The organism is Mesorhizobium sp. Pch-S (assembly GCF_004136315.1).
Taxonomy (GTDB): domain Bacteria; phylum Pseudomonadota; class Alphaproteobacteria; order Rhizobiales; family Rhizobiaceae; genus Mesorhizobium.
Genome location: NZ_CP029562.1, coordinates 2290732 through 2302930 on the forward strand (window position 1 = coordinate 2290732; position 12199 = coordinate 2302930).

The 12199-nt window shown below is 63.0% G+C and carries 11 protein-coding genes; 10 read left to right on the forward strand and 1 reads right to left on the reverse strand.

The window, feature by feature from the left end; translation table 11 throughout:
- Positions 1 to 23: 23 nt before the first annotated feature.
- Positions 24 to 1004 carry a glycosyltransferase gene (locus C1M53_RS10495; protein ID WP_129412198.1) on the reverse strand — a complete coding sequence of 327 codons (981 nt, stop codon included), beginning with the start codon at positions 1002 to 1004 and terminating at the stop codon, positions 24 to 26.
- A gap of 108 nt (positions 1005 to 1112) precedes the next feature.
- Between C1M53_RS10495 and C1M53_RS10500 the strand changes: the two genes are divergently transcribed.
- From C1M53_RS10500 to C1M53_RS10540, 10 genes are all read left to right on the forward strand, one after another.
- Positions 1113 to 2429, forward strand: a complete 1317-nt coding sequence (locus C1M53_RS10500) for a GtrA family protein (RefSeq protein ID WP_245488513.1) — start codon at positions 1113 to 1115, stop codon at positions 2427 to 2429.
- Positions 2363 to 2905: a hypothetical protein gene (locus tag C1M53_RS32080; RefSeq protein ID WP_245488514.1), complete on the forward strand. Its 543-nt coding sequence runs from the start codon at positions 2363 to 2365 to the stop codon at positions 2903 to 2905. Before C1M53_RS10500 ends, C1M53_RS32080 begins: the two co-directional genes overlap by 67 nt.
- Before the next feature lie 117 nt (positions 2906 to 3022).
- Complete coding sequence (locus C1M53_RS10505) at positions 3023 to 4366, forward strand: EAL domain-containing protein (RefSeq protein WP_165358113.1); 1344 nt, start codon at positions 3023 to 3025, stop codon at positions 4364 to 4366.
- 281 nt (positions 4367 to 4647) lie between these two features.
- Positions 4648 to 5415, forward strand: coding sequence for an SDR family oxidoreductase (locus C1M53_RS10510; RefSeq protein ID WP_129412199.1), 768 nt, complete (start codon positions 4648 to 4650; stop codon positions 5413 to 5415).
- Positions 5412 to 6356: a 2-dehydro-3-deoxygalactonokinase gene (locus C1M53_RS10515; protein WP_245488515.1), complete on the forward strand. Its 945-nt coding sequence runs from the start codon at positions 5412 to 5414 to the stop codon at positions 6354 to 6356. Before C1M53_RS10510 ends, C1M53_RS10515 begins: the two co-directional genes overlap by 4 nt.
- A complete protein-coding gene (locus tag C1M53_RS10520; RefSeq protein ID WP_129412201.1) occupies positions 6353 to 6994 on the forward strand; it encodes a 2-dehydro-3-deoxy-6-phosphogalactonate aldolase in 642 nt (213 codons plus the stop codon). Before C1M53_RS10515 ends, C1M53_RS10520 begins: the two co-directional genes overlap by 4 nt.
- On the forward strand, positions 6991 to 7863 hold the full coding sequence (locus C1M53_RS10525) for an SMP-30/gluconolactonase/LRE family protein (RefSeq protein ID WP_129412202.1): 873 nt from the start codon (positions 6991 to 6993) through the stop codon (positions 7861 to 7863). The genes C1M53_RS10520 and C1M53_RS10525 overlap by 4 nt, the downstream gene beginning before the upstream one ends.
- Before the next feature lie 108 nt (positions 7864 to 7971).
- Complete coding sequence (locus C1M53_RS10530; RefSeq protein ID WP_129412203.1) at positions 7972 to 9024, forward strand: D-alanine:D-lactate ligase-like protein; 1053 nt, start codon at positions 7972 to 7974, stop codon at positions 9022 to 9024.
- Positions 9025 to 9091: 67 nt separating this feature from the next.
- The gene (pcaF, locus tag C1M53_RS10535) at positions 9092 to 10300 is read left to right on the forward strand and encodes a 3-oxoadipyl-CoA thiolase (protein WP_129412204.1); all 1209 of its coding nucleotides are present in this window, start codon (positions 9092 to 9094) and stop codon (positions 10298 to 10300) included.
- A gap of 248 nt (positions 10301 to 10548) precedes the next feature.
- Positions 10549 to 12192 carry an ABC transporter substrate-binding protein gene (locus tag C1M53_RS10540; RefSeq protein ID WP_129412205.1) on the forward strand — a complete coding sequence of 548 codons (1644 nt, stop codon included), beginning with the start codon at positions 10549 to 10551 and terminating at the stop codon, positions 12190 to 12192.
- The last annotated feature ends 7 nt before the right edge of the window (positions 12193 to 12199 follow it).

Genomic DNA, 12199 nt, shown 5'->3' on the forward strand with positions numbered 1-12199 from the left:
AGATTTCTCCAAAACGATTGCTGTCAAGCCGCCTTGTTCGACGCACCTGGCGTGGAGGCGGTACTGTTCTGGCGACCCGGCATGCTGAGATAAAAAATCCGCTTCTGCTCTGCCCGGCCCCGCGAGACGGAATCGAGAACCAGTCCGGTTGCCAGCATCAGCATCGACAGAAGCAGCAGTCCGACCGAAAGCACCCAGGTGGGAATGCGCGGCACGAGACCCGTTTCGGCGAACTCGACAAACACCGGCACGCCCAGGACCGCGCTGGCCATCAGCAGCAGCATGGAAATCGCTCCAAAGAAGCGTAGCGGCTGCGTCTCCTTCAGCAGCATGGTGAACATCCAGAGAATCCTGGCGCCATCCTGGAACGTGGACAGTTTCGAAGACGAGCCCTCGACGCGACGGCCATAGTCGAGTGCGATCTCGCTGACCGGCAGCTTCAGCTGCGAAGCGTGCACCGACATCTCGGTCTCGATTTCGAAACCACCCGACACCGCCGGGAAACTCTTGACGAAACGCCGGCTGAAGACGCGGTAGCCGGAAAAGATATCCGTGAAGTCGCGGCCGAACAGGCGCTTGTACAGGCTGTTGAACAGGCGATTGCCGAAGGCGTGGCCCTGCCGCCCGGCGTCGTCCGTGACGCCGCGCCGGGTGCCGACAACCATGTCGCAGCGCTCGGTAAGCAGCGTATTGATGAGCAGAGGCGCATCCTCTGGCGCGTAGGTGCCGTCACCATCGGCCATCAGGTAGATGTCGGCATCGATGTCGGCAAACATGCGCCGTACGACATTGCCCTTGCCCTGTCTTGGCTCGCGCACGACGACGGCGCCGGCAGCGCGTGCCTTCAGCGCCGTAAGGTCTTTCGAATTGTTGTCATAGACGTAGATCGTCGCGATGGGCAGCGCCTCGCGAAACCGCCGCACGACATCGGCGATGGTCAGCTCTTCATTGTAACAGGGCAGCAAGACCGCAATCGTCGGTTCGTAGCGGACTTCGTGTACCATCGCTGTTTCTCGCTGGACCCCGGCGACCGAGCGCTGGAGGGCTGACTTTACTATTTATTGAAGCCGTTAAAGCTAGGTTTAGACACATCTGGGTTTGGGGGCTTTTCGATGGGCGCGGCCGAAAATGGGGCCTCGAGCTGGCGGCGTGATCTTGCCTGGGCGCTTGTCGTCGCGCTGTTGGCGCTGACAATCAGTGCCATCGGCGGCTTCAAGACGATGAGCAACAGCAATGGCGACAATGACAGCCTGCTCAGGCTCGTCGAAGTGCGCGATTTCATGGCCGGCCAAGGCTGGTTCGACCTGCATCAGTACAGGATGGGTCCGGAAGGCGGATTCGTCATGCACTGGTCACGCCTGGTCGACGTATTGCTCAGTGGTTTGATCCTGGTTGCAAAGGCTTTCGGCACGCCCACATGGCTTGCCGAAAGTTTCGCCAAAGCGGCTTGGCCGACGCTCACCTACTGGCTGACTGCTTTCTTTGTCGTACGGACCGCTCGGCGCTTTGGCGGTGATGCAGCGGGTTTACCGGCTGTGATCATCATCGGTGCAGCGCTGTACTTCATGGGTATTTTTGCACCTGGCGACATCGACCATCACAACATCCAGCTCCTGCTCGTCATGGCTGCCGTCAATTTCTTGCTCGCCGCACCCGACTGGCGCCCGGCGGCCTTGCTGTCAGGAAGCTGCGCTGCCCTCAGCCTGGCCATCGGCATGGAAACCGCGCCGTTGGTTGCGGCAATCGGTTCGTGTGTGGCAGGGTTGTTTCTCTTCTCCGGAAGGCAGGAAGCGCCGACTGCGGCCGGTTTCGGGTTGGGTTTCGCCGGCGTTTCGGTATTGGTCCTTGTGTTCACGGTTGCCCCTTCGAACTGGGGAGTGGCGACTTGCGATGCTTTCTCAGCGGTCCAATTTGCCGTTGCCTTCATTTGCGGAGCCGGGCTCGCCGGCGCCGCTTCAATCGACCGGTTCAATGTCAGCGTTTCGCGTAGGCTATTGGCCCTCGTTCTGTTGGCAGGCATTGTGGCCGTCGTCGTAGTCCTGCTGTTTCCACAGTGCTTGCAGGCGCCATTCGCCAATCTCGATCCCCGCCTGCACACACTCTGGCTGAACAACGTCGAGGAAGCACAGTCGCTGTTCCAGCTGATGAAAGACGATCGCGCGTCGGTCGTCGGCTGCTACGTCACGCCGCTGATCGCACTGGTCCTTCTCGCCTTCCGTCTGATCCGAGGGGACCGTCGCCGCGTGGTCTACGTCATGACCGCGCTGCTGCTCATGGCCTTTGCCGTCAGCATCTGGCAGGTCCGGGGAATGCCATTTTCCATCACGCTGGCAGTCATTCCACTCGCTGCCTGGGTGGCGATGTGGCGCGAACGCGCAGCAAGATCGCCATCGCTGCGCCGTCGGCGGCGATGGTGCTGGCCTGGCTGATCTCGCTCAACGTGATATGGAGCACGGGGGCCCGGTCGATGACGATGTTGACCAACACTGCGCGGGAGAGCGCCGCTGAAAGCAGCGCGAGCGCATGCACGGGCCCAGTCGACTATGCCGTGCTGGCCGGCATGCCTGCAACCACGGTGCTGGCAGTCTCCAATCTCGGCTCGCCGATCCTTGCCTACACCAACCATCGCGTGTTGGCCGGCCCCTATCACCGCAACATCGAAGGCAACCTTCTCGTGCTGGACGCCTTCACCGGTCAGGCTGCAACAGCTCAGGCAATCGTTCGAAACCAGCATATCGGGCTGGTCGCGCTCTGCCGTTCGGATCCCGAAGCCGGCAATCTCGTCAGCGTGGCACCGAACGGCTTCCTGGCCGAACTCATCAAAGGTCAACTGCCAGCCTGGCTGGAACCCGTTCCCGGTACATTGGGCCAGCCGCTCGAGCTTTATCGGGTCAAACCCGACTAAATTTCAGCCTTGCCGGCACCGTTCCGCGGGAAAGCGCCGGCTTATATTCGAGATACCTTTCTTAAACGGTTTGCTGTCACTCTGATAAGAAATTCCAGAATAAGAACAGGGACGCCGATGCAAACCTCGTTTGGCACCGGGCAGACGAACAGGGAGAATACGGATCTGGCCTTCACCGATCCGTTGACCGGCCTCGGAAACCACCGTCGTTTCTTCGACAAGGTGGAACGCCTCATCGCGGACCGCTCGGACGATCCGGCCCCTTTTGCCGTTGGCATTCTCGACCTCGACGGTTTCAAGCCGATCAACGATCTGTTCGGCCACAAGGCCGGCGACGACATCCTGATCCAGGTAGCGATGCGCCTGCGCGCCTCGATGGACAGCCATTCCACGGTCTGTCGTATCGGCGCTGATGAGTTCGCCTTCCTCTACCCGATGGTGTTCAGCGAAGAAGCCGCCACCGAGCGGGCGCGCATGCTGATCGAGATCCTCTCGGCGCCCTACGACGTCGGCGAACGCACCGCCAGGCTTTCGGCTTCCACCGGCTGCTCGCTGTTCTATTCCGGTGAGGAGACGACCGACATCCTCATCAACAAGGCGGAGACGGCGCTTTACCACGCCAAGCGCTCCGGCCGTGGCAAGGTCGTCGTCTACACCCGCGAGATGGAAGAGGCTGCCAAGCGCGTCACCCGCATCGAACAGGCCCTGCGCCGCGCGGTTTCGGCCGGCGAGGTCGAGCCGCATTTCCAGCCGATCGTCGATCTCGGCACCCGCCGCACCATCGGCTTCGAGGCGCTGGCGCGCTGGTCGGATCCCGACCTCGGCCCGGTCTCGCCGGCCGTCTTCATTCCGATCGCCGAAGAACGCGGCATCATCGGCCCGCTGTCGCAGCTGGTGCTGCGCAAGGCGACCGAGGCGGCGCGCGGCTGGCCCGGCGACCTGTTCCTGTCCTTCAACCTGTCGCCCTCGCAACTCGTCGACCAGAACACCGGGCTGCACATCCTGTCGATCCTCGATCGCACCGGTTTCGATCCGCGCCGGCTGGAGATCGAGATCACCGAGACCGGCCTGATGAACGATCCGATCTCGGCCGAGAAGATCGTCGAAGACCTGCGCCGTGTCGGCATCCGCGTTTCGCTCGACGATTTCGGCACCGGCCAGTCGTCGCTCGGTCGCCTGCGCGAATTCAACTTCGACAAGCTCAAGATCGACCGCGCCTTCGTATCGTCCATCCTTGAGGATCGTCCGTCCGAACACATCATCCGCGCCATTCTCGCCATGTGCGAGGGCCTCGGCATGGATGTCGTCGCCGAAGGCATCGAGCAGGAGGCGCAGGCCGACCGGCTCGTGCAGTTCGGCTGCGCCGCGAAAGGAATCCCTGAGATAGCCGAGCGTCGCATCGGCATTGGCCGGCTTGCCGAACAGATAGCCCTGGCCGCATTGCGCGCCAAGGCGATCTGAAATCTGAAACGTTGCCAGGCCGCCGGTCCACGCGGATCGGCGGCTTTTCTTCCTGTTTCCCATTTGTCTGACAAAATGACGCGTGAAGCATTTTCGTGCTTGCTCCGGCCAAGCCGCTGGCTAGGATGCGGCGCCGTCGGACCAGAGCATTTGGCGTTTTTTACGGAAACGCTCTGATCCTTGTTTGACGCAGTTCCGGACGGAAAACCGCTACGCACTTTTCCTGGAATTGCTCTAGCGCAGCGTGCCCATTCGGCCGATGCGTCAGGGAGGAAGCCACAATGATGCCATCGGTGCGGTTTGCCGATCTGGAAGGCGCGTCGGTGCTGATCACCGGTGGAGGTACCGGCATCGGCGCCCGGCTGACGGAAGGTTTTGCCCGGCAAGGCGCAAAAGTCGCTTTCGTCGATATCGCGGAAGCCCCCAGCCAGACACTGTGCGATGAGATCGCAGGCCTGACCGGCAGCAAGCCGCTGTTCCTCAATGCCGACCTGCGCGACATCGAGGCGTTGCGGCAGGCCGTGCAGACAGCCGAACGGGCACATGGACCGATCAGCGTCCTCGTCAACAACGCTGCCAACGACATCCGTCACGCCGTCGAGACGGTGACGGTCGAGGAATGGGACGACAATCTGTCGATCAATCTCAGGCCGCATTTCTTCACCATTCAGGCAGTGGTGCCCGGGATGAAGGCTTTGGGACGCGGTGCCATCGTCAATTTCACCTCGACGTCCTTCATGCTGAACATCGGTGACATGCCGGCTTACACGGCCGCCAAGGCGGGCATCATCGGCCTGACCAAGGGACTGGCCGGCCGTTACGGCAAGGACGGCATTCGCGTCAATGCCATTGCGCCCGGCTGGGTCATCACCGAACGCCAGCGCCAGCTCTGGGCCGCGCCCGGCAAACTCGAAGCCCACATTGCCCGTCAGGCCATCCCGCGCGAAATGCACCCGGACGACATGGTGGGGCCATGTCTGTTCCTGGCTTCGGACGCGTCGGCCATGCTGACGGCGCAGACCTTGATCGTCGATGGAGGGCTGCTGTGAACACGACACCTGCTATCGCCGCCGTCGACTGGGGCACGACCCGGTTGCGCGCCTGGCTGCTTGCCGGCGACGGCAAGGTGCTGGCCGAGCAGCGTGGCGACGACGGCCTGATCACGGCGCGCGAAGCCGGCTTTTCAAACGTGCTCGAACGGCACCTCGCGGCGATGGATGCGCCGGCAACCCTGCCGGTGGTCATCTGCGGCATGGCAGGCTCACGCCAGGGCTGGATCGAAGCAGCCTATGTCGACGTGCCAGCGCCGATCAATGCCATCCTGCAGGGTGCGATCCGCGTGCCGGATACGGCGCGCGACGTGCGCATCGTTCCCGGCCTGGCCCAGCGCCTGGCAGACGCGCCGGACGTCATGCGCGGCGAGGAAACGCAACTGGCCGGCGCAAATCTCACGACCGAGGGCCAGCATCTCGTCTGCATGCCGGGGACCCATTCGAAATGGGTGGTGGTGGAAGATGGTGCGGTGACCGGTTTCGGCACCTGGCCAACGGGCGAATTGTTTTCCGTCCTGGCGACCCATTCGATCCTGCGCCATTCGCTCGGTGAGCAGGCCGCGGCGGTCGCCGCAGGCAATGACGGTTTCCGGTACTGGTGCCGGCAGGCCTTCCAGGATGGCGGCGATGTCTCTTCACGGCTGTTCGCCATTCGCGCGGCCGGACTGCTGCAGGATTTGACCCCGAACGAAGCAGCCGCCCGTCTGTCCGGCCTGCTCATCGGCGGCGAGATCGCCTCAGCCAGACGGCGCTATGGCAATACCGGAGGATCGGTCGTGCTGGTCGGCTCGGGTGCGCTTGCTGCGCTCTACGCGGAGGCGTTGGAACTGGCTGGACTTCAGGTCCGGTCCGTTGATGCCGATGCCGCCGTACGCGCCGGCCTGTTCGCGGCCGCGCGCGAAAACGGCATGATCGCCCGCAAGGAGGAAACCGCATGAACCCCAGCGCACCGTTCCCGAAGCTGAAGCGTGGCCTCGTTGCCATCCTGCGCGGCCTGCATCCGAACGAAGCAGTGGCTGTTGCCGACGCGATCTACCGCGCCGGCATCGAAGCCATCGAAGTGCCGCTGAATTCACCTGATCCCTTCACGTCCATCGCTTCCATCGTCAAGGCGTTGCCGCACAGTGCTCTCATCGGCGCCGGCACGGTGCTGACCGCCGAGGACGTCGATGCCTTGAAGCGTGCCGAAGGACGGCTTCTGGTCAGCCCGAACATCGATGCCGATGTCATGCGTCGTGCCGCCCATCATGGCCTCGTCACCATGCCGGGCGTTTTCACACCAACCGAGGCCTTCCAGGCGATCCGGCTTGGCGCCTCGGCGCTCAAGTTCTTTCCGGCGAGCGTGCTCGGTTCGAGCGGGATAGCTGCCATGCGCGCGGTCCTGCCGAACGATACGCTGGTAGGTGCAGTTGGCGGTGTCTCGGAAAAGGATTTCGCCGGCTACAAAACGGCTGGCGTCACGGTCTTCGGGCTGGGTTCCAGCCTGTTCAAGCCGGGCATGACGGTGGCGGACGTCACCATGCGTGCCGAAGCCGCCGTCGCCGTCTGGGATCAGGTTTTTGGAGAGCAGAAATGACTGGTATCGTCTCGGTCCTGTCCGACTATGTCTGCGAACTCGGCGAAGGCCCGAGCTACGACGAGGCGACGGGATCGCTCTACTGGTTCAACATCGTGCACGGCCAGTTGCTGGAACGCAGCCGCAGCGGCGCCACCAAGGCGCACGAACTCGGCCAGATGGCCAGCGCGATCGCGGTCATCGACGACAAGCGGCAGCTGGTGTTCACCGAGACCGGCCTTCATCTGCGCGATGCCGCGACTGGCAAACTCACGCTTCACACCTCGATCGAGGCTGAAAACAAGAGCACCCGATCCAACGATGCGCGTGTGCATCCAAGCGGCGCCTTCTGGCTCGGCACGATGAGCAAGACCCATGAGAAGAAGGCCGGCTCCATCTACTGGTTCTTCAAGGGCGAACTACGCAAACTCTATGACGGCATCACCGTGCCGAACTCCATCGCCTTCAGCGAAGACGGTGCCGTGGCCTATTATGTCGACAGCGATGAAAAGCTGCTGAAACGGGTCGACTGCGACCCGGCCACCGGACTGCCGCTCGGTGAGCCCAAACTGTTCGGCGACCATCGGCAGAATGCAGGCTATGTCGATGGTTCGGTCGTCGATCGCGACGGCATCCTCTGGAACGCGTGCTGGGGCGCTTCCGCCGTCAATGCCTATGCACCGGACGGCAAGCTGGTGCGCTCCATCCCGATGCCTGTCACCCAGCCATCCTGCCCGGCTTTCGTCGGCGCAAACGCCGATCGGCTGGCGGTGACGTCGGCATGGGCCGACCAGGACGAAGCGCAGCGGGCCGCCGATCCCGATGCCGGCAAGACCTTCGTGATCGATTTCCCGGTCCGGGGCCGGTTTGAGCCACGCGTGCTGATCTGAGCGGCCAGCATTGCTCTGGTCGCTGGCGTTGTTGCGCAGGTCGGTTTCGTCGGACCTGAGCGACAGACCAACAGCGAGACTGGTTCCAATTCCATGGGTCCAGCCATCATGCCGCAGCCACGCCTTTTCCTCGTCTATGAACCGGAAAAAGCCTGCCTCGACCGACTGGTCGACCAGGGATATCCGCCAGAGCGTGCAGCGGAGATTTCATCCTACCTCGCCCAGTCGACCGACCTCGCGCCTGAATTTGCCGATATCTGGAGAGAGGCGGGCAAGCGAGGCATCACCTTCACGCCACTGGAACTGGATGAAGCAGCTGCCACGATCACCAGCGCAGATCCTGACACTTCGCTTGTCTGGACGCTGACGGACGGTATCGCCTACTTCCGGGGCGGCACAGCCCCTGCCCTGGCCCGGCTTGCAGGCCTGAGAACGCTGGGCGCCGACGATTCCCTTTTCGCGCTCTGCCAGGATAAATTCCGCTCAGGCGCCGTACTCTCCGGCCTCGGCCTGCCGGTGCCGCAAGCCGGCCTGGCTCGCAACGGCCATTGGCTGGTCGAGCCCCCGGCCAGCGAAAGGGGCTGGTTCGTGAAACCAAACCGGCTCGGCGCCAAGATAGGCATCTGGCCGGATTCGCATTGTCACGACCTCAGCCAGGCACTGGAGCTCAGCCGCCGCGTCTTCTCGCATTACCGCGACGATGTCGTCGTGCAGCCCTATGTCGCCGGCCGCAACGTGCGCGCGAGCTTCCTCGATGTGACAGCACATGCCGACATGTCGTCGCTGGGGATTTTCCTGGTCGAATCCGGCGCGGATTTCCAGACCATGGCCGACAGCCTGTCGCTTTACGGCGACACCGGCGCCGCGGCCAGGGCAACCCGTGCCTATGCCGAGCCTGACCTTGTACCGCTCGCTGCAACCCAACCCGCAGCAGATGGCGAAATCCGCCGCATCGCCTCGAAACTGATGAGTGGTCTCGGCCTGCGCGATGTCTTTTCCGTCGATCTGCGTGTCGATGCGAACGACACGGTTCATCTGATCGAATTCGAGGTCTGCCCCGGCTTGCCCTGTTTCGATTTCCGCGCCTATTGTCGCGCGCAATGGTCGATGAGCCTCGCAGAGGCCATGGCCGAAACCGCTGCCCGCCGTCTGGTGGGCTGAAATTACGAAAACCCGATGCGATCGGATGGCCTGCGGCGACCGCGCGGGCGAGGGAAGGAACCACGACATGAGCGAAGCGTATATCTGCGATTATGTTCGCACGCCGATCGGGCGGTTTGGTGGGGTGCTTGCGTCGGTTCGTGCGGATGATCTCGGCGCTGCGCCGATCAGGGCGCTGGTGGCGCGCAATGCCGGCATCGACTGGGAAGCGGTCGACGACGTCTATTATGGCTGCGCCAACCAGGCCGGCGAGGATAACCGCAACGTTGCCCGCATGGCGGCACTGCTGGCCGGACTGCCGGTGGCGGTGCCGGGCTCGACTGTCAACCGCCTCTGCGGTTCGGGCATGGATGCGGTGGCCATTGCCGCCCGCGCCATCAAGGCAGGCGAAGCCGAGCTGTTGATTGCCGGTGGTGTCGAATCGATGAGCCGTGCTCCCTTCGTCATGCCCAAGGCCGAGACCGCCTTCTCGCGCCAGGCCGAGATCCACGACACCACCATCGGCTGGCGTTTCGTCAATCCGCTGATGAAGAAGCAGTATGGCATCGATTCCATGCCGGAGACGGCTGAGAACGTCGCCGAACAATTCGCGGTCAGCAGGGCCGACCAGGATGCCTTCGCGGTGCGCAGCCAGGACAAGGCCGTGGCAGCCCAGGCCAATGGCCGGCTGGCAAGAGAGATCGTTGCCGTCACCATCCCGCAGAGGAAGGGGGATGCCATCGTGGTGGCACAGGACGAGCATCCGCGTGCCGGCACCACCGTTGAGACGCTGGCCAGGCTCGCAACGCCGTTCCGCAAGGAGGGCGGCACGGTGACGGCGGGCAACGCCTCGGGCGTCAATGATGGTGCTGCGGCACTGATCGTGGCCTCGGAAGCAGCGGTGCGGAAGTATGGGCTCACCCCGATCGCCCGTGTGCTGGGTGCTGCCACGGCTGGTGTCGAGCCGCGCATCATGGGCATCGGCCCGGTGCCAGCGACGCAAAAGCTCTGTACCCGGCTTGGACTGACACCGCAGGACTTCGACGTGGTTGAACTCAACGAGGCATTCGCGGCGCAGGGCCTTGCGGTGCTGCGCGAGCTCGGGCTCGCCGAAGACGCTGCCCATATCAACCCGAATGGCGGTGCGATTGCACTCGGCCATCCGCTTGGCATGAGCGGTGCACGCATCACCGGTACGGCGGCGCTGGAACTGAAGGAGCGCAACGCCCGCCTCGCACTCGCCACCATGTGCATCGGCGTCGGGCAGGGCATCGCCATCGCGCTCGAAAGGGTGTGAGCGGAAAGACGTTTTGGGGCGTGTTGAGGTTCATGCCCTGCAAGAGAAGTGCAAACCATTATGAACGGGCCTGCGTCGCTCTAAACTCAACACGCTCTGATCGATCGGCTTTTGTCACACAAATGCTCGTTGCCGGGTCGAGAGGCGCCGGATATGGTTGTTCGAGGCTTCAACAAACAAGGCCTGTCGGCGCAACGACGTCGCGTCCCACACGGGGAACAGGGGCGACGAAACAAGGAAAATAGAAGATGATGATGCACAAGATCGCTGTCCGCTCGCGCACCTTCCTGACCGGTGCCGCGCTCGCCGCCCTGGTCTATGCTGGCGCACCGGCGCTGGCCGACACCCCGCCCGACACGCTGGTCCAGGCCTGGGCGATCGACGACATCATCTCGCTCGACCCGGCCGAGGCCTTCGAGCTGTCGACCGGCGAGATCACCGGCAATACCTACGACATGCTGGTCCGCCTCGATGCCAACGATACCACCAAGGTGGTCGGCGGCATCGCCGAAAGCTGGACCGTCTCGGACGATGCGCTGACCTACACCTTCAAGCTGAAGCCGGGCCTGAAGTTCGCTTCCGGCAATGAGATCACCGCCGCGGACGTGGCTTACTCGTTCGAGCGCGCCGTCAAGCTCAACAAGAGCCCCGCCTTCATCATCCAGCAGTTCGGACTGACCGGCGACAACGTCGCCGAAAAGGCGAAGGCGGCGGATGCCTCGACCTTCGTGTTCACGGTCGACAAGGCCTATGCACCAAGCTTCGTGCTGAACTGCCTGACCGCCACCGTCGGCGCCATCGTCGACAGCAAGCTGGTCAAGGAACATGTCGCCGCCGCCACGCCGAGCGCCGACTACAAGTTCGACAATGATTTCGGCAATGCCTGGCTGAAGACCAACTATGCCGGTTCCGGTCCGTACAAGACCCGCGAATGGCGCGCCAATGAAGTCGTGGTGCTGGAGCGCAACGACAACTACTACGGCACCAAGGGCAACATGACGCGCGTCATCTACCGCCACGTCAAGGAAAGTGCCGCGCAGCGCCTGCTGCTGGAGAAGGGCGACATCGACATCGCCCGCAACCTGCAGCCGGGCGACTACGAAGCCGTCGGCAAGAATGCCGACCTTGCCACTGCCTCGGTGCCGAAGAGCACGGTCTATTACGTCAGCCTCAACCAGAAGAACCCGAACCTCGCCAAGCCGGAAGTGCGGGAAGCTTTCAAATATCTCATCGACTACGACGCCCTCGGCGACACGCTGCTCAAGGGCATCGGCGTGGTGCACCAGAACTTCCTGCCCAAGGGCATCCTCGGCTCGGTCGACAACAAGCCTTACAAGCTCGACATCGCCAAGGCCAAGGAACTGCTGGAAAAGGCCGGCCTGAAGGACGGCTTCACCATCACGCTCGATACGCGCAGCGGCCAGCCGGAATCCGGCGTCGCCGAGTCGATCCAGCAGACCGCGGCGCAGGCCGGCATCAAGATCGAGCTGGTCCCGGAAGACTTCAAGCAGCTGCTGACCCGCTACCGCGCCCGCCAGCATGACGCCGCGATTCTGATGTGGGGCGTCGACTACTGGGATCCGAATTCCAATTCGGAAACCTTCGCCACCAACCCGAACAATGCCGACGATTCCATGAACAAAACGCTGGCCTGGCGCAATGCGTGGGACGTGCCGGCAGACATCCAGAAAGAGTCGGCGGCGGCCCTGCTCGAGCGTGACCCCGCCAAGCGTACCCAGATGTACCAGGATGTTCAGACGAAGATCCGCGAACAGGGTCCGTTCAACTTCATCTGGCAGCAGACCGAGGTCGCCGGCCTGCGCAAGAACGTGCAGGGCTTCAAGCTCGGGCCGACTTTCGACACCAATTTCGTGGCGCCGGTAACCAAGTAAACAGTGA